The 21,903-nt window shown below is 40.4% G+C and carries 19 protein-coding genes; 4 read left to right on the top strand and 15 right to left on the bottom strand.

Annotation, left to right across the window (positions count from 1 at the left end; all coding sequences use genetic code 11):
• Nucleotides 1-37 precede the first annotated feature (37 nt).
• Nucleotides 38-1,075: an AI-2E family transporter gene (locus tag ACSFVZ_RS13755; RefSeq protein WP_435559085.1), complete on the bottom strand. Its 1,038-nt coding sequence runs from the start codon at nt 1,073-1,075 to the stop codon at nt 38-40.
• 144 nt (nt 1,076-1,219) lie between these two features.
• Between ACSFVZ_RS13755 and ACSFVZ_RS13760 the strand changes: the two genes are divergently transcribed.
• The 3 genes from ACSFVZ_RS13760 to ACSFVZ_RS13770 all read left to right on the top strand — a co-directional run bounded on the left by ACSFVZ_RS13760 (nt 1,220) and on the right by ACSFVZ_RS13770 (nt 3,385).
• Nucleotides 1,220-1,813 carry a hypothetical protein gene (locus ACSFVZ_RS13760; protein WP_135925257.1) on the top strand — a complete coding sequence of 198 codons (594 nt, stop codon included), beginning with the start codon at nt 1,220-1,222 and terminating at the stop codon, nt 1,811-1,813.
• Nucleotides 1,814-1,877: 64 nt separating this feature from the next.
• On the top strand, nt 1,878-2,783 hold the full coding sequence (locus ACSFVZ_RS13765; protein WP_235403842.1) for a M14 family metallopeptidase: 906 nt from the start codon (nt 1,878-1,880) through the stop codon (nt 2,781-2,783).
• A 185-nt stretch (nt 2,784-2,968) separates the two neighbouring features.
• The gene (locus ACSFVZ_RS13770; protein WP_435559086.1) at nt 2,969-3,385 is read left to right on the top strand and encodes a hypothetical protein; all 417 of its coding nucleotides are present in this window, start codon (nt 2,969-2,971) and stop codon (nt 3,383-3,385) included.
• Between the two features lie 30 nt (nt 3,386-3,415).
• Here ACSFVZ_RS13770 and ccoG read toward each other — a convergent pair whose 3' ends face one another.
• The 9 genes from ccoG to ACSFVZ_RS13815 all read right to left on the bottom strand — a co-directional run bounded on the left by ccoG (nt 3,416) and on the right by ACSFVZ_RS13815 (nt 15,037).
• Entirely contained in the window at nt 3,416-4,798 is a 1,383-nt protein-coding gene (gene ccoG, locus ACSFVZ_RS13775) for a cytochrome c oxidase accessory protein CcoG (protein ID WP_295511185.1), read from the bottom strand.
• A 140-nt stretch (nt 4,799-4,938) separates the two neighbouring features.
• The gene (locus ACSFVZ_RS13780; RefSeq protein ID WP_253039628.1) at nt 4,939-6,357 is read right to left on the bottom strand and encodes a sigma-54 interaction domain-containing protein; all 1,419 of its coding nucleotides are present in this window, start codon (nt 6,355-6,357) and stop codon (nt 4,939-4,941) included.
• Between the two features lie 111 nt (nt 6,358-6,468).
• On the bottom strand, nt 6,469-7,026 hold the full coding sequence (locus tag ACSFVZ_RS13785) for a YceB family lipoprotein (protein ID WP_435559087.1): 558 nt from the start codon (nt 7,024-7,026) through the stop codon (nt 6,469-6,471).
• A 53-nt stretch (nt 7,027-7,079) separates the two neighbouring features.
• Nucleotides 7,080-9,761 carry a DUF349 domain-containing protein gene (locus ACSFVZ_RS13790; protein ID WP_435559088.1) on the bottom strand — a complete coding sequence of 894 codons (2,682 nt, stop codon included), beginning with the start codon at nt 9,759-9,761 and terminating at the stop codon, nt 7,080-7,082.
• Entirely contained in the window at nt 9,751-10,032 is a 282-nt protein-coding gene (locus tag ACSFVZ_RS13795) for a YeaC family protein (RefSeq protein ID WP_135925273.1), read from the bottom strand. The genes ACSFVZ_RS13790 and ACSFVZ_RS13795 overlap by 11 nt, the downstream gene beginning before the upstream one ends.
• Nucleotide 10,033: 1 nt before the next feature.
• Complete coding sequence (locus ACSFVZ_RS13800; protein ID WP_135926289.1) at nt 10,034-10,360, bottom strand: hypothetical protein; 327 nt, start codon at nt 10,358-10,360, stop codon at nt 10,034-10,036.
• A gap of 151 nt (nt 10,361-10,511) precedes the next feature.
• Nucleotides 10,512-12,014 carry an alanine/glycine:cation symporter family protein gene (locus ACSFVZ_RS13805; RefSeq protein WP_435559089.1) on the bottom strand — a complete coding sequence of 501 codons (1,503 nt, stop codon included), beginning with the start codon at nt 12,012-12,014 and terminating at the stop codon, nt 10,512-10,514.
• Nucleotides 12,015-12,264: 250 nt separating this feature from the next.
• On the bottom strand, nt 12,265-13,392 hold the full coding sequence (locus ACSFVZ_RS13810) for a M14 family metallopeptidase (protein ID WP_435559090.1): 1,128 nt from the start codon (nt 13,390-13,392) through the stop codon (nt 12,265-12,267).
• Between the two features lie 202 nt (nt 13,393-13,594).
• Nucleotides 13,595-15,037 (bottom strand): glyceraldehyde-3-phosphate dehydrogenase, encoded by a 1,443-nt coding sequence (locus ACSFVZ_RS13815; RefSeq protein WP_135925281.1) that lies wholly within the window; start codon nt 15,035-15,037, stop codon nt 13,595-13,597.
• Between the two features lie 174 nt (nt 15,038-15,211).
• Here ACSFVZ_RS13815 and ACSFVZ_RS13820 point away from each other — a divergent pair, with 174 nt between their 5' ends.
• Entirely contained in the window at nt 15,212-16,018 is an 807-nt protein-coding gene (locus tag ACSFVZ_RS13820; protein ID WP_135925283.1) for a DUF2989 domain-containing protein, read from the top strand.
• Between the two features lie 57 nt (nt 16,019-16,075).
• Here ACSFVZ_RS13820 and ihfA read toward each other — a convergent pair whose 3' ends face one another.
• The 5 genes from ihfA to ACSFVZ_RS13845 all read right to left on the bottom strand — a co-directional run bounded on the left by ihfA (nt 16,076) and on the right by ACSFVZ_RS13845 (nt 21,603).
• Nucleotides 16,076-16,375 (bottom strand): integration host factor subunit alpha, encoded by a 300-nt coding sequence (gene ihfA, locus ACSFVZ_RS13825; RefSeq protein WP_002960690.1) that lies wholly within the window; start codon nt 16,373-16,375, stop codon nt 16,076-16,078.
• Nucleotides 16,376-16,377: 2 nt separating this feature from the next.
• The gene (gene pheT, locus ACSFVZ_RS13830) at nt 16,378-18,765 is read right to left on the bottom strand and encodes a phenylalanine--tRNA ligase subunit beta (RefSeq protein WP_295511206.1); all 2,388 of its coding nucleotides are present in this window, start codon (nt 18,763-18,765) and stop codon (nt 16,378-16,380) included.
• 15 nt (nt 18,766-18,780) lie between these two features.
• The gene (gene pheS / locus ACSFVZ_RS13835) at nt 18,781-19,761 is read right to left on the bottom strand and encodes a phenylalanine--tRNA ligase subunit alpha (RefSeq protein WP_062568835.1); all 981 of its coding nucleotides are present in this window, start codon (nt 19,759-19,761) and stop codon (nt 18,781-18,783) included.
• Nucleotides 19,762-19,837: 76 nt separating this feature from the next.
• Nucleotides 19,838-20,530 carry a DnaA regulatory inactivator Hda gene (gene hda / locus ACSFVZ_RS13840; protein WP_213018564.1) on the bottom strand — a complete coding sequence of 231 codons (693 nt, stop codon included), beginning with the start codon at nt 20,528-20,530 and terminating at the stop codon, nt 19,838-19,840.
• A 17-nt stretch (nt 20,531-20,547) separates the two neighbouring features.
• Complete coding sequence (locus tag ACSFVZ_RS13845; protein ID WP_253039632.1) at nt 20,548-21,603, bottom strand: DUF2066 domain-containing protein; 1,056 nt, start codon at nt 21,601-21,603, stop codon at nt 20,548-20,550.
• Nucleotides 21,604-21,903 lie beyond the last annotated feature (300 nt).

The raw sequence follows: 21,903 nt of genomic DNA on the forward strand, positions 1-21,903 counted from the left end.
GCCTTAATATTTAATTTTTGCTTAATCTAGCAAATTGCTATTGATCAATTGTTAACTCTTCACCGTTACCAAGTAAAGTTGCAAGCCACCGCCCTTCTTGGCTGGTTTCTAAAGCAATTTTTACTATCATGGTCAGTGGAACTGACAGCAACATACCTACTGTTCCCATCAGCCAGCCCCAAAAAATTAACGATAAAAAAACCACCAGCGTTGATAAACCTAAGCCTTTGCCCATGAACTTTGGCTCGACGATATTACCCATCACGGTATTAATCATTAAATAGCCACCAGCAATGATCCCTGCAACTAGCGGCCCTTGCGTTATCAAAGCAAGTAATACAGGAGGTACCGCTGCAATGATAGAACCAATATTAGGAATGTAGTTAAGCATAAAAGCAACAACACCCCACAATACAAAATAATCAACGTCCAGTGCCCAAAGCATAAACCCAGCTAAAAGACCTGTCGCCAAGCTAACCATGGTTTTTATTGCGAGGTAAGAGTTTATTGACCCTAGAAAGCGATCAATTTGTTGCATTTTCATTTCTGGGTCATCGAGTGCTAAATGAATTTTTTTATTCAGCATCGGCCCTTCAAACAGCATAAACACCACGGTTAATATAATTAGGAACAGGTTGGCCATTACTCCCCCTAATCCCGTTAGCATATTTGTTGCAACATCGATCATTTTGCCCGGATCGAATAAAGAAATAATCTGCTCTTTATCAATCAAAATATTATAACTTGCAGCAACATTAACCACCCAAACAAACTCTTCTTTTAGTTGTGTTTTATACTCGGGTAGTTTTTCAGAGAAATCGGTCATCGATTGCCCAACTAAACCGGCAAGGCTAATCCCAACGCCAACAATAATGAGCATTACTAACACCACTGCAACGCCCTTGGGAATTTTATACCCGGCAAAAAAACGTATAAGGGGATTACATATAATGGCAATGAAGGCAGCCAAAACAAAAGGAATAACAATCACACTTGCAGCTTTTATACCTGCTAAAACAATCACTAAAGCCGCAAATATAACTAAACTCTTATTAACACCAGTCAGGCTCGACAAAATAAAATCCTTGTAAACTTTTTCCCATCAGTGTATGTCAAATAAGTAGTAAAAGAAAATCGAAAAATATCTGGCACAATAAATGCTCATAATTCATACAATTTGTGATATTATTGGCCAGTCGTATTGTAAAAGGAGCTAAGGATGGCGCATTTAACAGAACAAGAACTCTCATTTTTTAACCAACTCTTTGAAAATGCAGATGATGGCAGTGATGAAGTCACAAACACCAAAATGTCTGTAAAACTAAACTTACCCGATAAACTCAACGGATTATTAAAGAACGCTAAATTGACCTTACTTGCTGAAGTGGGTGTTTATCAATTATGGTTCCCGCTGGAGTTTGTTAATGATGAAAATGGCCAGGTTATTCCTCTACTCAGTGCTCCTGAGGTTATAGATACGAAAGGCATTGAGCGGAGTTGGCGAGCACCTCATCTAAATCTGCAAACTGACCACTACATTATTCTGTCACTATCAAGTACGGGAGTTTTGTTAAAACCAAAACAAAATAAGCCAGACTTTTCAAAAGAGCTGTTATTAGCATTTGAGCTGCCAAAAAAAGAGCGTATTGTTCTGTCTGCTAAACCTGTTCGCGTTACCAGCAATGGTATTGCAGCAAAAATTATTACGGTACATGAGGGCGAAATTGCTCTTCGTCAATACCTTTTCGAGACTCATAAAAAGCAACATGCCCAGCTATACGAACATGCCAATATAAGCACTGACCTTATCTAGTTGCAGGTAATGCTAAGCTTCGATAAGCTTGGCATTTTGCACCTCAACACAACAAGGTATTTTTATGAGTTACCCAATCGGAACGCCTGGTAAGCCATGGACCGACGCCGACAAAAAAGCGTGGCTTGAATTACAATCAGTAAAACGCAGTTACCGTGAAGATGTTGTCTCACAACTTGATGCTCTGTCTACACTCTTTGAAATTGAGCAGTATGGTGCACTGAGCTATGACAGCGATAAGTATCCTCTTTACATTTTAAAAAGCAAACAATGGCAAGCAGACAAACCAACTGTTTTAGTCACAGGTGGTGTACATGGTTACGAAACAAGCGGTGTGCATGGTGCATTAGCGTTTGCTAAAGACAAGGCCAAAGACTATTTTGCAGAATTTAATATCTTAGTGGCACCGTGTATCAGCCCTTGGGGTTATGAAACAATTAACCGCTGGAACCCAAATGCCACGGATCCAAATCGCTCATTCTATGCAGATAGTCCAGCTGAAGAGTCTGCCGCAATCATGCAATATTTAGCCGACAACGCTATTGCACCCTATGTGCATATTGACCTTCATGAAACAACTGATACTGACAATAGTGAATTTCGCCCTGCTCTGGCAGCACGTGATGCAACGACTCACGATAACTGGAACATTCCAGACGGCTTTTATCTTGTTGCTGATAGCGAACGTCCGCATGATGCATTTCAAACAGCGATTATAAAATCAGTTGAGAAAGTAACCCACATCGCACCAAGTGATGAGAATAACCAGTTGATTGGTGTACCACAAACTCAATTTGGCGTTATTAATTACCAAGCCAAAAAGCTGGGGTTATGTATGGGCTTAACCGATGCAGAATATGTCACAACAACAGAGGTTTACCCTGACAGCCCACAAGCAAATGATAAAATTTGTATTGATGCACAAGTAGCCTCAATTACTGGTGCTTTGAACTACATTGTTAACAAATAGTTAGCTATATTTTAAATTCAGAGCGACTTATTTATTCGCTCTGAATACAATTAAACAAATAAAAACCCCAACAAAATCCAATTAAAGAAAAAAATATGTTTTTTCTTTTTTACATACTAAATAACTAGACACATACATACAATTGTATAAAATTCGCGCTCTTTTTAATTCAAAAGGGAAGCAAATTGAAATTTAAGAATCACTATGGCAGTGTCAGTATCATCACTGATGGTCCAATTATTATTGGACAATTTTCTGGTAATATTAACGCACGTTTAGTCAATGACTTTGCAGTCGATTTAAAAAAGCATATTACTGCTTTAGCTGGAAAGCCGTGGGCATATATTAGTCATTCTACCCAATTACTTGCTACCACCCCTGATGCAGAACGTGGTTTTACCCAATTATTTCGTGCCCTGCAAGGCACAAACTGTGTAGCAACCGCTTATATGTTTAGCTCATCCATTGTGCTTAACCAAATGAAACGCATCATTGCGCAAGCGCAATCTCCGATTCAAATAATGGACTGTTTATTTGATGATTTAGACAGCGCTAAAGCTTATGTGCAAAAGCAGCTCGAATTTGCAAAGATGGCTTGTTAACTACAAGCCATTTTCACTTTTAGGTCAGGGTCAATCTCGGTAAAACTTAGTTTCTTTGGTAATTGCGATATCAGCATCTTCTAATGCTTGAATGTGAAAACTGATAGGCGTTACCTTTGATTTCAATTCATAGCCATCAGCAACCACAGTAACAGGCACACGCTTCATCTGACCCGCCTCAACTGTAATATTTTCGGGCACCTGTAAGCTTGCTTCTTCAATACCACTGATACCGATTGAATAGCTCAAACTATGCTGTGTTTTGTTGATAATTGATAAGGTATATGGGTTTTCTACTAAGCCTTCAAAATTAACACGATACAGGGCATTACGATCACGAATGACAGAGGCTTCAATAGGTGTACGCATTGCCATCCATACAACCATACCAACAACAAACAACGCCGTTAAACCACCATAGCCAAGCAGTTTTAGTCTAAATGGGTTGGTCGTTTTGCCTTCCATTTGTTTTTCAGAGGCGTACTTGATCAGGCCTTTTTGATAATTGAATTTTTCCATAGTGCTATCACACGCATCGATACATAAGCCGCAGTTTATGCATTCATACTGTAAGCCATTACGAATATCGATACCGGCCGGGCATACTTCCACACATAGGTTACAGTCTACGCAGTCACCTAAACCTAACTCTTTAGGATCGGCTTTACGTTTACGCGCACCACGAGACTCCCCTCGCGCTTGATCGTAGGTAACCACTAACGTGTCTTTATCAAACATCACTGATTGAAAACGTGAATAAGGGCATGCGACAGTACACATTTTTTCGCGTAGGAAGCCCGCATTACCATAGGTACAAAAAGCGAACAGGAATACCCAAAAGCTGACGATCCCTGACATTTCTAAGGTAAATAAACTCATGTAAAGAGACTTAGCAGGGATGAAGTAAGCCATAAATGACATAGATGTAAGCAAAGAGATCACCAGCCAAGCTGTATGCTTAGTGATTTTCTTTTGCCATTTACTTACTGACCAATCAGCTTTATCAAGTTTAATGCGCTGGTTTCGGTTACCTTCGACTTTATGCTCGACCCAAGTAAACATCAGCATCCAAATTGTTTGTGGGCAAGTGTAACCACACCAAACACGCCCTAACCAATTAGTGACGAAGAACAAAGCAAACGCGCCAGTCATAAATAGCATGGCTAAGATCATAAAATCTTGTGGTAACAGCGTTAATCCAAACAGGGTAAATTTTTGGCTCGCTACATCGAGTAATACAGCTTGGCGACCATCATATGGGATCCACGGTATGGCGATAAACGTCAGCATCAGCACCCAGCCTAAGTAACGACGGATACGTTGAAAATGCCCTTTTTGCTCTCGAATATAAATTGGCCCTTCTTGGTTGTAGGGCTTGATGATTAAGTCTTGTTCTTTAATATCAAATTTCATTTTGCTACTTACTTTTGTGTCGGTAATAGCCTGACAGAGCAACTATCAGGCCAACACAAATTAAAATGTAAATTACTGATATTAAATGATTAGTTTAATTTTACCGCACCATAAATCGCGATATATCACGAAAGCGCGCGTTATTTCGCGAAACTGCGTTGTATACCTAACTTTTTCATTTTTGATCTAAGGGTACTCTCAGGAAGACCCAGCAAAGTTGCAGCGCCATTCTCACCTGATATTTGTCCGTTGCATCGCTTAAGTACCTCACAAATATGCTGCTTTTGTACAGCATCAAGGGAAACAACTTGCTCATTCGGTTGCTCGTTATTCAACGGCGCAGAGAGCTGTAATACAGTTTGCTTAGACAAAATAGCTTCACGCTCTAGGATATTTTGTAGTTCACGAATATTGCCTGGCCAATCATAATTAGCCAGTTTAGTGAGTGTAGCTTTGCTAAGCCCCTTTAACTGTTTACCTAAGCGCTTGTTAAGCTGTGTAATTATGTTTGCAGCAAGGAGCGGGATATCTTCTTTTCGCTCACGAAGCGCAGGCACACGAATAGGAAAGACATTTAAGCGATAGTACAAGTCCATTCTAAAGCTACCCTGCTCGACCATTTGCCACAAATTACGATTTGTTGCAGCCAATACTCGAATATCGACTTTTAAGGTTTGACTGCCACCCACGCGCTCAAACTCTTGTTCTTGCAGCACGCGAAGTAATTTACTTTGTGCTTCTAATGGCAATTCTGCCACTTCATCTAAAAATAATGTGCCTTTATCGGCCAGTTCAAAACGCCCTTTTCTGCGCTCATTGGCCCCTGTAAACGCCCCTTTCTCATGGCCAAATAACTCAGACTCAATTAAGTTTGCAGAAAAAGCAGCACAATTAACCCTAATAAATGGTTGCTTAGCTCGGCTACTCAAACGATGTAAGTTTCGTGCCACCAGCTCTTTGCCTGTGCCGTTTTCACCTAAAATTAGAACTGTGCTGTTAGTTTGGCTAACTAAAGTAATTTGTTCTAACATCGTTTGAAAAGAATGACTTTGCCCCACTAAACCTGAATCTTGCCAATCTTCGTTTAACTCTGAAATAAGATAAGCATTCTCAGCTTGTAGCTGTTCAGATAAGTGCTGGACTTGCGCTAAGGCATCACGCAATGCGACTTCTGTTTGCTGCTGTTTTGATACATCGCGAAAAATCGCGACTGCGCCAATTAAGGCCCCATTTTTATAAACGGGTGTAGAAGTATACTCAACAGCAAAATAGCTACCATCTTTACGCCAGAATACTTCATCGTTTACGTGGCGATGTTTACCATCGAACATAGTGCAATATATCTGACATTCATCTGCGGGATATGGTGAGCCGTCTTTACGAGTATGGTGATGATATTGATGTATTTTTTTACCAAGCAATTCTTCAGCTTTCCAGCCAGTCATGCGCTCAGCAGCAGGGTTTACAAAAACCGCATTGCCCGATAAGTCAAAGCCATAAATCCCTTCGCCAACTGCATTGAGCAATAGCGTGGGGTCGTTTAAAAATTCCTTGATCATAGCAGTCACTCAACTCGCGAAATATCACGAGTAATTATGACAAGGTTAAACTTGCTTAACAAGCAATTACAAAAAAAGCGGCTTAATGCCGCTTTAGATATTTTAATACTCTTATAAGGTAGGCACTAAGATAATTTCGCCCTGAGATACTTTCATATCTAATGGCAATTTGCTCAGTAATGCTAACTTAGGATCGTTCATATTTAACTTATAGACAGGGTTAACGGCTAAAAATCCGTTGATCACTTGCATTGCCTGATCATCTAATAAGTTTAAGCTTCCCTTAAAACCTGCTGTATCGATTGTTGTATCAACCAGTTTTACATTACGTAAAAAAACCGCTTTTTTCTCACTGTCATAAAATGGGCTACCTTCAATTTGCAGCTTCAAGCGTACTGGATATTTAAGCGCAAAGGCTTTAATAACAGCGCTTGAATCGGCTCCTAACACTACCACATCACGCTTATCTGGGCCTACATTTACACTTAGGTCATTTACCGCAAAATCAACGGGTAAGCCCATTAATTTAATTTGCTCACTCAATTTTGGTAATTGCTCAGCAAGGGCTGCTTCAATTTCTGAATTGGTAAACGAGTACACAGACATACCTTGATTTGTACTTTTACATGCACCTAAAAATAAGCAGGTAAGTAATAATAAAATTCTCATTGTTTCCCTCAAAAAACACGGAAAAAAACCGCTATAAAAAGCGGTTTTATTCGTTAAATTGCAAATATTGCTTTAAGCCTTGCTAGTGTGTCAGCAGAAACTGAACCCTCACTGACTGCAAGTAATTGCTTTAAGTAATAATAAACATCGGCTTTTTCACCACGGTGTTTATCATCTAACATCGCAACTTGTTCTGTCATACGTAACTGACTATCAGCAGACTCAACACCTGCAAGAATCTCGATACGTGTTAAGAGCTGCTCAGCAGTTAAGCTAGTCGTTAATGAAGCTTGGAATTGCGACGGAAGCTCACTGCTGTTCTCAAGAGCTGCAAACAAAGCCGTTAACTTAGACTGCTCTGCTTGCTTACTAATAACCTTCGTTTTTTCGCTAATTGCTGACTCTAACTGAGCCACTCGAGCAGACAACGCTTTTGAGTACTCAAGTCCTGCCAATTTCACAGTTAAATCTTTAAGCTGTGCAAGATGCACTACACTCTCAAGGGCAGTTTCAAGTTCAGTTAACTGCTCAGCTACAACTTCATCATTTTGCTGTTGTACTTGTTTTTGCTGTTCAAACTCAGCACTACGCTTGGCAAATGTGTCGTCGTTAACACGTCTGAATTGTTGCCATAAGGTGTTTTCAGCTTTCATTCCCGCAAAGCCAATTGTTTGCCAAGTTTGTTGCAATGCTTTGAGCTCTTGACACGCAGCAGCCAAATCATCACTTTGAGATAACAGTGTTGCTTGTTCTACAAGTGCGGCTTTTTGCTCAGCATTTGTTTTATGAAACGCAACTAATTGGCCTTGTACTTGTGATTGCGCAGCTTTGAATTGCGCTTGTAGTTCACGGTATGTTTTAGGGTCAACATTACCCGCAGAACGCCATGCTTTAACAACACGGTTAAACTTACTTTCAAACTGTTTCCAATCAAATTCACCAGATTCAGTATCAAGTTCATTTAGTTGCTGCATTTGCGCAATAATATCAACACGCTGCGCTTTAGCTTGCTCACGTTGCTGCTCTTGCTCTGCAAAATACTCGCGACATGGGGCAAACAATAGTTCAATCTGTTGATCGAATAACTCACCTTGCTGTTTCTCTGCATCCGTATCTAAACGACCTAATTCATTCCAACGACGACGTAACTGTTTAACTTGTTCAGCACGTTGTTTAGGGTCAGTACACTCGATTGCAGCAAGTTCATTGACTTCAGCAAGTAATGCATCACGCTTTGGCGCTGATGCATATTTTTGCCAATCTTTTGCTTCTGCTAATTGGGCTTCTAAATCGGCTTTTAGGCTATTTAATGGCTGTTTATAGTAATCTGTAAGTGTGTCGTATAACTCTTCAAAGCCTTTAAACACACCAAACGCCACATTGAAACGGCCTTGTTCAATCAAACGCTTCACATCACGGGCTTTGCGTTTTGCTGTTTGTTGATTCTTTTCAAACTTATTTGTCAGCGGTGCCATTGCTTGCTGCCAGCTGTTTACTGCTTCAGCTAAATTTGCTTTAAAGCGACCTTGTAAACGACTCGGAATACTTGCTAGTTTTTTGCGAGCCACTTTTTGCTGTTGTTCAAACTGCTGTTTTAAGCCATCAAAGTCATTTTCGTCTACAGTCGTGCTTATCGCTTTTAAGGCATCAAACGCAGCTTTAAACTCTGCAATCGCGGTAACAAGTTGTGGTAATTGCTCAACTTGCTTAAATAGATTTGACAAGTGCTGTTTAACATCACGGACATTTTGATTATCAACTAAGTTTGCTTCAGCCAAAGTATCTTTTGCTTCTGCCACTTTAGCCTCAAGCCAATCTTGCTGAATTTGCTCAGGCGTTTCTAAACCTAATTGCAATGCGTTTTCAATTTCTTCGCCAATAGCTTCAAGGGTTGCAAGAGCTAGTACCTGACGCTGTTGCTCAGCTAATGCTTGCTGCATTGCTTCATGCTCTTTGCTTAGTGTTGCAATGTGAGCTTCAAGCTTTTGGGTAATCGTAGAGTATTTTTTATCAAGTACGCTTACTTGCTCATCACTGAGCCATTTTAACTCGATTGCTTGCCACTGTTGTAATAGCTCAGCATGTTGCAGCGATACTAGCTGAAAATCATTTTTATCACGAAGCGCATTCAATTTCGCCAATATAACGCGAGTATCAGCTTCGACTTTTGCAGGCATTTCTACTGCTAAACGTTCATTCTCAAGATGAGCCGCAAGTTGTGTATGCGCTTCACCTTTTGCATGTTTTAGTAGTGGCTTTGCAAGTTGGTGGTTAATGACAAGCTCAACAAGTTGCAATTGTAGCTCTTCGCGGCCTTCTTTAAAGGCTTTATCAATTAGGCTTGGGTTTGCTAAACGCTTTAATAATTTAACACGAACTTGAATTTCTTTTTCTGCAAATGCTAGCTTTTCAAGGGTTTTCACTGGCGCATAACGCTCTATAAACTCGTTTTTAATACTCGCGTCAAGTTTGCTATCAGTATTCAAAACCGCTTGATTAATGTGCTGCTCTGCAATTTCTTTAAGTGCTTGGTCTTGCTTGTATACTTGCCACCATAAAACAAGATCGTTCACTTTATTCAAGGCTTTTTTACGGATCTCAGCGGAGCTATCTTCAAGGGCAATACTATTTAAGATGCTAAGATCACGTTCTGTATCAAGGCGTTCAACTGCTGCTAAACGAACCTGACTTTTAGGGTGTTTCCATTTTGGAGTAAACAGGTGTTTAAAGATCATTTTCACTAAACCTAGCTATTTCATTTTCTGATGCGAATTCTTTTTGCAATTGAGCTTTACTCTTTTGCACCATTTCACCATTTGCGCCAATGGTAAACTGCTCATTGGTTTGCGAAACTTTAGCTTGGTAAAGCATCACGAGTTGAACTGTTTGTTGTTTTTGCTCTTCTGATAATGGAGTGCCATCAGGCCATTTACCTGTAGACGCACCATACTGAAGACGTTCAAATACTTCCGGGGTGATATTTTTAACAATATGATCAATATTCATGCTACTTTTTCTTTTTTAAAACAACTAAATAGATACGGCACACTATATACCATACAAAACCTACTGCCATTGCTGTCGAATAGGCATACCACTCAATAGACTCTGTTTCTGGATGCATAAAGTAATAACAGAAAAAGCCACCTAAAAATAATATCAGTGCGAGGAAAGACTGATTCATAAACTTTTGCTGTCTACGAATACGCGTTTCTTTTTGCATTTGCTGCAACTGCTCATTGCTTAGATCGGTGACTTGGCATTCACAATGCGGGCATTGTTTATGTTTGTCAGATATTGATTTTGCACATTGCGGGCAACTAATAATCGCCATATCTTTCTCCATACTACGCATAAAAAAGGCGCCTTTAGGCGCCCTTTATTGTACTTGTTTTATGAGTCGATGTCTTATTTGAATTTCATTCATTTGTGAAGATTCGAAAACCTGTACAACTAAATTCACGACAAATACTCAAAAAGCTGATTTATTGTTTCTGTTTCGCCTTTTCAGCTAGACGCTTTTCCCAGAAAGTCGCATTTTTAATGCCTAATTTAACTGGGTCAAAGATGATTTCACCACCCGCTTTCTTTTGGTCTTCATAATCTCGTAGACAATTAAGAGCAGGTTTGGCAACAAAGAAAATAGCTAAAATACCCACGATGTTGATCCACGCCATTAAACCAACACCAATGTCACCGATATTCCAGATATAACCTGAGCTATTTACCATACCGTAAGCCACCATAAACATAATGACGAACTTCACAACAACCAGTGGAATATTACCTTTAAAATAACGGTTTAAATAAGCAACGTTAGTTTCAGCAATATAGTAATAAGCAAGAATGGTTGTAAATGCAAAGAAGAATAAAGCAATACCAACAAACGCTTCACCAAAACCGCCAAATACACTAAACAGTGCCATCTGAGTAAATGCTGCTGAGCCTACTTCAGTTGCAGCATCAACATTTTGTACAATAAATTGACCTGAAGGTAACTCACCCACAATATTGTATTGTTTAGTGATTAGAATCATTAGCGCTGTTGCTGTACAAACGAAAATAGTATCAACATAAACAGAGAATGCTTGCACTAAGCCTTGTTGAGCCGGGTGGTCTACTTCAGCTGCAGATGCTGCATGCGGACCCGTACCTTGGCCTGCTTCGTTTGAATAGATACCACGTTTAACACCCCAACCAATCGCAGCACCAAAACCTGCTTGCGCAGTGAATGCATCAGATAAGATCATTGAGAAAATGCCTGGCACTTTATCTAAGTTTAAGAACACCACGATTAAAGCTAACACGATGTAACCTAGCGCCATAAATGGCACCACAATTTGTGTGAAGTTTGCGATACGTTTAATGCCACCGAAGATGATAAACGCAAGTACAATTAAAATGATTGCAAGGGCAACTAGCTTAAAGCTACCTACTTCACCAAAGCTGGTGCTAACCAATGTGCCTTCACCGAAGACTTGTGTGAATGCATTACCCACTGCGTTTGCTTGTACGCCAGGTAAGAAAACACCACAAGCAATAATAGCGGATAGAGCAAATAACACTGCAAGCCACTTTTGTTGTAAACATCTGTCGAAGTAATAAGCAGGGCCACCTCGATACTGACCATCTTCTTCTGACTTATAAATTTGACCTAGCGTTGATTCTGCATATGCAGTACTTGCGCCTAAAAATGCGACAATCCACATCCAAAAAATCGCACCTGGACCACCAAAGCCGATCGCAGCAGCAACACCGGCAATATTACCAACACCAACACGGCCCGATAATGAAACAGCCAGAGCTTGGAATGATGAAATTCCTGTATCTGAGTTATTAGAACTTAGCAATAACTTACACATTTCTTTGAAATGTCGAACTTGCGCGAAACGGGTTAAAACGGAATAAAACAGGCCTGCACCTAGACATAAGTAAATGAGTGCACTACTCCAAATTACGTCATTGACGGCGCTTACAAAAGCTTCCATGGATATCCTCTATAATTATATTTTTTATTGATAGTTACGATGCTCTGCGTTAGCGAATGAGAATGCGCGACATAATGATCTGAGAATTAATCAAAAATAATCTTCTCTCAGCTAGATGTACTGAATATTAACTTAAACAACCTAACTTTGTTAACAGTTAATTTTCAATATGACAAATGTGCTTTGTATTAGTCAACCAAAAAAAACGGGCATCAATCTGATTGATACCCGCAAAATTTGCTTAATGTTGTTATCTTAATTTATCAACAACGTTAACAATAGCCGCTAACGTATCTTGACCAAACTGATATGAACGACGGTCAGACCAGCCGTAATCAGGGTCTGGTAAATCATCGTTATCTTTAAATGGCATCTCTACCGTATACGCTAATGCATTAAACTCATGCGCTACAGCTGAAGAACCTACCGTTAGATTAGCCTGACCTGGCTCATCTTTTGGATAACCGTGTTCGTCTTGGAACTCAGGCGTTACAGTTAAAAGCGCAGCTTTAAAGCTATCTTCTAACTCTTTCAAACGATCATCGTAACCTGGAATACCTTCGCTACCCGCAACAAAGTTATAAGGAATAGCTTCGTCACCATGAATATCTAAGTGCATATCAAGGCCCGTTTCACGCATTTTGTTAAGCACTAAAAATACTTCAGGGCTATTTTCCATGCTTGGTGTTTGCCATTCACGGTTCAAGTTAACGCCTTTAGCGTTAGTACGTAAGTGACCACGCACACTGCCATCAGGGTTCATGTTTGGCACAATATAGAATACTGCTTTAGATAATAGTGCCGCTGCATGTGGGTCTTCGTCATCAAGTAATTTATGAAGTAAACCTTCAACATACCACTCAGCCATTGTTTCACCTGGGTGCTGACGTGCCGTGATCCAGATTTTTTTCTTTTCACTGCTAGGAATACCGACACGTAATACACTCATGTCACGACCATCAAGTGTTTCACCTAAAGTTTCTAGTTCACACGCATGCTGGCTTTGTGCCCATGCTAATAAATCAAGGTGACGGTCATAGCTATATGGTGCGAAATAAGCAAAATACATGCTGCTGCACTCAGGCTCAACTTCAAATGATAATGTACCGTTTGCATATTCAGATGGAACACGGAACCAAGTTTGACGATCGTATGATGCAACCGCATGATAACCAACCCAGCCATCAGGATACGCTGAGTTTTCTAGGTTATTAATGTGTAATTTATGGTTTTGAAACGCGGTTGTTTCAAGACGAAAGTGAAACCACTGGAAAAAATCAGACTGATTGTCTTTATTAATTTCTAATTGAATATTCAGTGGATCAACGGCTTCAATAACCTTAATATTACCACTATCAAAATTGCTGGTGATTTTCATTCTATAAACCTATTGGTTAAAAATAATTCTTAGCTATTCGTTTGTAAGTTAAGAATTAAGTCAACGCCCTATCGTTAGAACGTTTCGTTAGTAATATGGTGTAGACCCTTAACAGCCTACCACATGCTGAAAATTTGCAAAAACTTTCACGACTAAAAAAGCCAGCATAATGCTGGCTTCTAGATTCTTTATAGCTTAGGTATTAGCGAGGTAAACTTGGGAAAGTTACTTCAGCCATATCACGCATACAACGTACTACCTGACAGCTATAACCAAACTCATTATCGTACCAAACATAAAGAACAACACGGTTGTCATCTACGATAGTCGCTTGTGAGTCAACAACACCAGCGTAACGGCTACCCACTAAGTCAGTAGATACGATTTCTGTAGACGCTGTGTAATCGATTTGGTCACGAAGGTCTGAGTAAAGTGCTGTTTCACGTAAGAACGCATTTAGCTCTTCAACTGTAGTGCCTTTTTCAAGGTTTAAGTTCAAGATTGCCATTGATACGTTTGGTGTAGGAACACGGATAGCGTTACCTGTAAGTTTACCTTCAAGCTCAGGTAAAGCTTTAGAAACCGCTTTTGCAGCACCCGTAGACGTGATAACCATGTTAAGTGCAGCAGCACGACCACGGCGTTCAGCTTTGTGGTAGTTATCAATTAAGTTTTGGTCATTGGTATACGAGTGAACAGTTTCAACGTGACCATTCTTGATACCGAACTTATCGTTAAGCGCTTTTAACGTTGGGGTAATAGCATTGGTTGTACAGCTTGCTGCACAGACAATTTTATCTTCAGGTTTGATATCTTGGTTATTTACACCGTAAACGATGTTCTTGATGTTGCCTTTAGCTGGTGCAGTTAATAATACTTTTGCTGCGCCTTTTGCTTCTAAGTGCTGACCAAGGCCTGCTTCGTCTTTCCAGATACCTGTGTTATCAACAACAAGTGCATTCTCGATGCCGTAAGCTGTGTAATCAACTTCACTTGGTGAGTTAGCGTAGATAACTTGAATGTAGCTACCGTTAGCTTTAATTGCATTACGCTCTTTATCAATTGTGATTGAGCCATTGAATGGACCGTGGATAGAGTCACGACGAAGTAAGCTTGCACGCTTTTCTAGGTCGCCGTCTTTACCGCCACGCACAACGATTGCACGTAAACGTAGGTCTGCATAAGGACCTGACTTTTCGATTAATAGACGCGCTAATAAACGACCAATACGACCAAAACCGTACAACACAACATCACGTGGTTCTTTACGCTCTGAGTTTGCGATTTCTGCAAGTTCGTCAGTTAAGTACTCTTCAACTGAACGACCTTTTGCAGCATCGTTAAACAAATAACCATACGCTAGTTTACCAATATCGATACGTGCAGAATTTAAATCCATTTTGCTAATTGCTTCTAAGAAAGGGAAGCTTTCACGTAAACGTAGTTTTGTACCTTCAAACTGAGCAACTGTTTTGTGCGCTTTGATGATATCGATTGTACTGGCATTAACGAGAGGACGGCCATATACAGCGATTTCGATACCACGATTACGGTAAAGTCTACCAATGATTGGTTGCATACTTTCTGCGTAATCTTGACGTTCTTGCCAGCTGCTTGTGTATTCTAACTCGTGAGATGAGGTCATTTTTTTTACCTAATTAAACAATTTTGAACGGATAGCCTTTGAAAATGTGTTGTGATTTGAGAGCAACACATCTTAGGCACGGCTATTCTAATTTAAACTCAAATGATTCTCCACTGTTACAGAACAATTCATTGCGCTAGAATAAAGTCGTAATTATTAAGTCGAGGTTAAGGAATGTTATTAAGAGCAAGCGTGTTGCTTGGTTTATTGGCGTTAACGGGGTGTGAAGATCCGCTTACACTGGCAAAGGTATGCGAAGAGACTCCTGGCTTTTGCAGTGATTTAAATAAAGACAGTCACTGTAAAGAGCAACGTGCCGAGGTCATCATTCAGCGATATGTTGAATATAAGTCACCAACAGACGAAAACAAATACCAGTTATTAAAAGATTTCGAGAAATACGATCAGTGTGTATCGCTCGCTGCCAAAATTGAGCATATAAAACTAAAAGAAAAAACGACGTCTCGTGTTGAAGGTCATTTAACCAGTATTAAAGAGATGACACGTATCTTCCAAGATACAAAAGATACAAATCATCCAGGTTTGTTGTATTACCATTGGTCACGTAATAACGACCAATCAGCGTTAACGAAACTTCTCGCCCTTGAAGAAAAACAAGATAAGCGCGTAACTGAAGATGCAGAAATGCAGTTTTTCTTAGCAAGCTACTACGTTAAGTTTGATGATGAAAAAACCATTGACTTGCTTTACAAAACGCTAGAACTGAATAAAGCAGGTGAAACACCCAACCCTGAGATCTACCCTACTCTTGTGAGCTTATTCTACAAACATGAAAAGTATAAGCATGCCTACACCTTTGCACGTGTAGCACAATTATCTGGGTATGAAGATGTCGATATTTTACCTATCGAGCATCAACTCGCTGCCGCAGGTAAAAGCCTGGACAGCTTAGATGATTTAGCGCAAAAAACCTACGATAGCATCCAAGCGGGTAGCTTCGTATCACCACGCGGGTTTTAATAAATTCGCTAGTGCAGTGCTTAGACAAATAAAAAAGGCAGCTAACGCTGCCTTTTCTTATTTTGCTTTGCTTGTGCCAACTTCTACACGAGTTTTTAGCTTTTGACCTGGTCTAAAAGTCACTACTCGGCGTGCCGAAATAGGGATGTCTTCACCTGTTTTCGGATTGCGACCTGGACGTTCTTTCTTATCTCGAAGATCAAAGTTACCAAATCCAGAGAGCTTTACTTGCTCGCCTTTTTCTAGCGCTGAGCGGATTTCTTCAAAAAACGCTTCAACTAAATCTTTGGCATCTTTTTTATTGATCCCGAGTTTTTCAAATAGGTGTTCAGCTATGTCGGCTTTAGTAAGCGCCATATCTAGTCCCTCAACGATGCGTTAAATTGTTCGGCCAATGCGGCCACCACATTATCAACTACTTGATTGATATCTTTCTCTTCGAGCGTTCTATCAACCGCTTGCAGTGTTAGAGCAATCGCCAAACTCTTATAATTTGGCTCAATACCTTTGCCCTTATACACATCGAATAAGTTTAGGTCAACCAATTGATTTCCGCCAACTTTTTCTATTACATTTAAAATATCACCAGATTTTACGTGATCTTTCACTAAAATCGCGATATCACGGCGGTTTGACGGGAATTTCGAGACCGTTACCGCTTCTGGTAATTTTCTTTTTTCAAGGGCTGACATTTCGATTTCAAATACAAAGGCTGTGTTATTGATATCTAGTAACTTTTGCACTTGTGGGTGCACAGCACCAAAAAATCCTACTTTTTTACCATCAACATAAATAACTGCTGATTGACCTGGGTGTAAGCCATCAGACTGCTCTGCTTTTATCTCAAAGCGTGCAATATCGTTGCTAATTGCTAAAAGTGCTTCAACATCGCCTTTTAAGTCATAAAAATCAACGCTACGCTTTTCTTGAACCCAATGTTCGCCGTGAGCAAGTCCAGAGATTACACCACCAATCACAGCAACTTGGTTTACGCCGTTTTCAGCATTCTCGTCACGTAAGAATTTTAAGCCATGCTCAAATAAACGTACACGTGGTTGTTGGCGGTTTTGGTTATACACTAACGATGCTAATAGACCCGGCATTAAGCTCACACGCATTGCTGACATTTCAACTGAAATTGGGTGTGGTAATACAAGCGCATCACTTTGTGGATGTAGAATTGCTTGTGCTTTTGGATCAACGAAGCTGTAGGTAATTGCTTCTTGGTAACCACGTGTTACAAGCGTATTGCGGAATTTAGTTACCGCAACATGTGACTCGTCATGGTTAGTCATTTTTAATTTAGCTGTTGGTGCAACGTTTGGAATGCTGTTATAGCCGTAAACACGTGCAACTTCTTCAATTAAGTCTTCTTCGATACGAATATCAAAGCGATAGCTAGGTACGTCAGCGCTCCATACACCATCAACAATTTTCACATCTAGACCCAAGCGCGTTAGGATGTCAGTGACTTTTGCATCATCAATATGATGACCAATTACACGGTCTAAACGCTCACGACGTAAACGCACTTCTGTCACTTTTGGTAATTTATCAGTTGCTACTGCTTCAACAACAGGGCCTGCTTCACCGCCAACAATCTCTAGAAGTAATGCTGTAGCACGTTCCATCGCATCTTTTTGTAGCGCAAAATCTACACCACGCTCGTAGCGGTGTGATGCATCCGTGTGTAAGCCGTAGCTACGTGCTTGACCAGCAATCGCTACCGGGTTAAAGAAGGCACTTTCTAATAAAATATCTGACGTTGACTCAGTCACACCTGACTTTTCACCACCAAAAATACCCGCGATAGCAAGTGCTTTATTGTGATCAGCAATAACAAGTGTAGATTCATTTAGTTTCGCAGTATTGCCATCAAGAAGAACGATTTCTTCACCAGCATTAGCGCTGCGAACTTTAATACCACCTTCAATCGCATTTAAATCAAATGCGTGCATTGGGTGACCAAGCTCTAATAACACGTAGTTTGTAACATCAACTACTGGGTCAATTGAACGAATACCACTGCGACGAAGTTTTTCTACCATCCAAAGCGGTGTTTCTGCATCAAGGTTAATACCTTTGATTACACGACCTAGATAACGAGGACAGGCATCATCATTAACAAGTTCAATGGATACTTTATCTTCAATCGTCGCCGCAACAGGGGCAATCTCAAGATTGTTAACATCAATACTGTTCAGTACACCTACCTCACGCGCTAGACCTTTAATACCTAAACAGTCACCACGGTTTGGTGTTAGGTCAACATCAATAATGTTGTCGTCTAGGCTTAAGTACTCGCGTAAGTCAGTGCCGATTGGTGCATCACTTGGTAGTTCCATGATGCCATCACCTTCTTCGCTGATACCTAACTCAACGAATGCGCACAGCATACCGTGAGATGGTTGCCCACGAAGCTTGGCTTTTTTGATTTTGAAGTCACCCGGTAATACAGCGCCAACTGTCGCAACAGCTACTTTTAAACCTTGACGACAATTAGGTGCACCACAAACGATATCAAGTAGCTCATCACCACCTACGTTTACTTTAGTTACACGTAATTTATCAGCATCAGGGTGTTGACCACACTCAACCACTTCACCAACTACAACGCCTGTGAACTCAGCCGCTGCAGGCTCAACACCGTCAACTTCAAGACCAGCCATTGATAACTGTTCCGAAAGAGCCTGTGTGTCGATTGCTGGGTTAACCCACTCTCTTAACCACTTTTCACTAAATTTCATTTTATATCTTCACTCTTAACGGAACTGGTTTAGGAATTTTAAATCGTTTTCGAAAAATGCACGTAAGTCGTTTACGCCGTAACGCAACATAGTCAAGCGCTCAACACCCATACCAAATGCGAAGCCTGTGTATTTTTCTGGATCAATACCCACTGATTTAAGAACGTTAGGGTGAACCATGCCACAGCCTAATACCTCTAACCACTTGCCGTTTTTACCCATAACATCAACCTCAGCTGATGGCTCAGTAAACGGGAAATATGAAGGACGGAAACGGATTTCCATATCTTCTTCAAAGAAGTTACGTAAGAAATCGTGCAAAATACCTTTTAACTCAGTGAAGCTTACATCTGTATCAACCATTAAGCCTTCCACTTGGTGGAACATTGGCGTGTGAGTTTGGTCATAATCGTTACGATAAACACGACCTGGAGAAATGATGCGCAATGGTGGCTGCTCAGTTTCCATAGTACGGATTTGTACACCACTGGTTTGTGTACGAAGCACAAGCTTAGGGTTGAAATAGAAAGTATCGTGATCAGCACGCGCAGGATGGTGCTCAGGAATATTTAGCGCATCAAAGTTATGAAAATCATCCTCAACTTCTGGGCCTGATTTAACCGCAAAACCTAACTCACCAAAAAAGCTTTCAATACGTTCAATTGTACGAGTTACTGGGTGTAAGCCACCTGTTGGCATAACACGACCCGGTAAAGTTACGTCGATCGTTTCTGCAGCTAGTTTCTCTTCAAGAGCCTTACTTGCTAGTAACTCACGCTTTTCGTTAATGGCTGTTTGTACTTCTTGTTTTGCTTGGTTAATCACTTGACCCGCTTCTTTACGCTCTTCAGGGGCAATCTTGCCTAGCGTTTTAAGTAAGTTGGTGATTTCACCTTTTTTACCAAGGTAATTAACCCTGATATCTTCTAACTGCGCGATTTCATTCGCACTGGCAACTGCCTCAAGTGCTTGCGCTAAAATATTTTCTAAGTTCATTGAGTACCTGGTCTTTCACAGAAGGATTTTGTAATAGCTAATGATAACTGAAAGCAAGGACTAGATTCTAGCCCTACTAAAGCTTTAACGTTGATTTTATAAAGGGAATTGTTAATTTTCTTTGTGCGGCCATCGAGGCATGGTCAAGTTTGTCTAAAACATCGAGTAAAGCGCGCATATCACGGCTTAATCGCGTTAATAAAAAGCGCGCGCATTCATCGGTCAGTTCAAGGCCACGCATGTGTGCGCGGCGTACAAGTGCCTCTGCTTTATCATCATCACTCATTGAGCGAATTTGTAATGTGGTACCCCATTTTAGTCGAGATACTAAGTCTGGTAAGTTTATATGCAACATATCAGGCAATAGATCGGCTGTTACAACAAGATATTTACCAGGCTCGTTAAAGCGATTAAAAAAGTTAAATAGCCCCTTCTCCCATGCATCATTCCCTGCCACTAAGTGCACGTCATCGATACATAAAACGTCAAGGTTTTCGAGGCCTTCGAGTACCACAGGGCCAAAATCAATCACCTCGCGCATCGACAGTAACATCGTTGATAAACCATGCTCTTGAGCGTGAATACAAGTCGCGTATAAGAGGTGGGATTTACCAGAATCGCCTAGGCCGCATAAGTAGGTATATTGAAACTTATTATTGAGCTTTGTGAACGCATCTTTAAGATGACTGACTTCAAGCGAGTTCTCACCACCAAAGTAAGATGTAAATGTTTCATCATCGGGTAATGTAACCGGTAATGCCATTTGCATAGGTTCTTGCACGTGTTTTAAAGCCCTTGCCACTTATATTCTAACTCATCACCTGTTACCACTTGATAAAAATCACGAGGATCTTGATAAGCTTTAAACGCACTGTCTAACTCGAGAGCTTTTCTGAAATCATTCATACTGCCAGTATGATTTACAGTAAACTGTACAGTATCAGGTTTTCGGATAGTGATTTCAGCTCGAGTTACAACACTTAAACTTTCTAAACGACGTTTTGCAACTTCAATATCTACAAAGTTATCAATACCTTTTAGGTAAAATGTTGCAGTTGCAAGCTGGCCAATCATGGTAGGGTCAATAGCATACTCTTGTGCTAAACCGCCCGCTAAATTATCGACCATATCTGCAACAATTTGTTGCTTATCACCAACTAATCGATTTGTTTCAAATAATTCTGCATTTGTAAAACGCCAATCAAGCACCCAAGTTTCAGAATCTTGCTGCTGATACATTCGAGCTGTGATACTACGCTCTGCACTGTAACGACTTGATGCTTGCTCTACTGGTTCAGAAAAATTTCCCCATACTTCGGGTATGCCAACTATAGAACGATCTTGCAAATCAAGTAATGGCACAACCACAGGCAAACCACGTCTGTCGGCCTTATCATAGATTAATTGCTCAAGTTGTGGGTAACTTTCTTGCGTAACGAGCTCACGTCGCCAATTATCTTCTATAGCTAACCAGATAGCTACTAGCGGGCGTCGTGTTCCCCATAAAGGCAGATTTAAATCCTTTATTAATGCATTAATTTTATTAGCTTCAAACTTAACAACCAAGTTCAAAGTACCATCTGGCTTTTCATCATATTCAAACTTAAGCATATAGTCTGAAATATCGCGGGTACGCTCTTTGGCAACAGGGTTTTGATCTGCTGATGTATCACCCGTCACTTTAACCAATACATTAAGAAGTGCTTCACGACTAGCAGCTAATCGAGCATCTCGCGATTTATCAGCAACTTTCAGAGTATCTTGGTATAGATTAGTCACCTCAACTGCAAAAGTTGGAACACTAGAAAAAAATAATAATAAACAAATAAGTAATCTAGACACAGGCCATTAATTCTTGCTTTTAAACTGGTTTGATCCTAAATCAAAGCCATAAACAAAGCAAAGTTAATTTAATGAACGGGAGATGAGTGAGTGATGAGTTAGTTAGCGAGTAGCGAGAGTAACGTTTGAAGCCAGCCCAACCTACCTGAAGAATGGATAAGTCACATTGTGTGGATAGCTTAAACGCAAAAAAAGCCCGACTCTTTCGAATCGGGCTTTCTCTAATTTGGAGCCTGGCGATGTCCTACTTTCACATGGCAAATGCCACACTATCATCGGCGCTGTTTCGTTTCACTACTG

This window comes from Pseudoalteromonas nanhaiensis (genome assembly GCF_051235485.1).
GTDB lineage: Bacteria > Pseudomonadota > Gammaproteobacteria > Enterobacterales > Alteromonadaceae > Pseudoalteromonas > Pseudoalteromonas lipolytica_C.

What these genes read in the sequence shown, in the direction of transcription:
- ACSFVZ_RS13795 (WP_135925273.1), bottom strand. Translation starts at nt 10,032, where the DNA reads ATGAATATTGATCATATTGTTAAAAATATCACCCCGGAAGTATTTGAA.
- ihfA (WP_002960690.1), bottom strand. Translation starts at nt 16,375, where the DNA reads ATGGCGCTTACTAAAGCCGACATAGCTGAACACCTATTTGAAAAACTC.
- pheT (WP_295511206.1), bottom strand. Translation starts at nt 18,765, where the DNA reads ATGAAATTTAGTGAAAAGTGGTTAAGAGAGTGGGTTAACCCAGCAATC.
- ACSFVZ_RS13790 (WP_435559088.1), bottom strand. Translation starts at nt 9,761, where the DNA reads ATGATCTTTAAACACCTGTTTACTCCAAAATGGAAACACCCTAAAAGT.
- ACSFVZ_RS13805 (WP_435559089.1), bottom strand. Translation starts at nt 12,014, where the DNA reads ATGGAAGCTTTTGTAAGCGCCGTCAATGACGTAATTTGGAGTAGTGCA.
- ACSFVZ_RS13760 (WP_135925257.1), top strand. Translation starts at nt 1,220, where the DNA reads ATGGCGCATTTAACAGAACAAGAACTCTCATTTTTTAACCAACTCTTT.
- ACSFVZ_RS13815 (WP_135925281.1), bottom strand. Translation starts at nt 15,037, where the DNA reads ATGACCTCATCTCACGAGTTAGAATACACAAGCAGCTGGCAAGAACGT.
- ACSFVZ_RS13800 (WP_135926289.1), bottom strand. Translation starts at nt 10,360, where the DNA reads ATGGCGATTATTAGTTGCCCGCAATGTGCAAAATCAATATCTGACAAA.
- ACSFVZ_RS13810 (WP_435559090.1), bottom strand. Translation starts at nt 13,392, where the DNA reads ATGAAAATCACCAGCAATTTTGATAGTGGTAATATTAAGGTTATTGAA.
- ACSFVZ_RS13785 (WP_435559087.1), bottom strand. Translation starts at nt 7,026, where the DNA reads ATGAGAATTTTATTATTACTTACCTGCTTATTTTTAGGTGCATGTAAA.
- ACSFVZ_RS13765 (WP_235403842.1), top strand. Translation starts at nt 1,878, where the DNA reads ATGAGTTACCCAATCGGAACGCCTGGTAAGCCATGGACCGACGCCGAC.
- ACSFVZ_RS13780 (WP_253039628.1), bottom strand. Translation starts at nt 6,357, where the DNA reads ATGATCAAGGAATTTTTAAACGACCCCACGCTATTGCTCAATGCAGTT.
- ccoG (WP_295511185.1), bottom strand. Translation starts at nt 4,798, where the DNA reads ATGAAATTTGATATTAAAGAACAAGACTTAATCATCAAGCCCTACAAC.
- ACSFVZ_RS13820 (WP_135925283.1), top strand. Translation starts at nt 15,212, where the DNA reads ATGTTATTAAGAGCAAGCGTGTTGCTTGGTTTATTGGCGTTAACGGGG.
- pheS (WP_062568835.1), bottom strand. Translation starts at nt 19,761, where the DNA reads ATGAACTTAGAAAATATTTTAGCGCAAGCACTTGAGGCAGTTGCCAGT.
- hda (WP_213018564.1), bottom strand. Translation starts at nt 20,530, where the DNA reads ATGCAAATGGCATTACCGGTTACATTACCCGATGATGAAACATTTACA.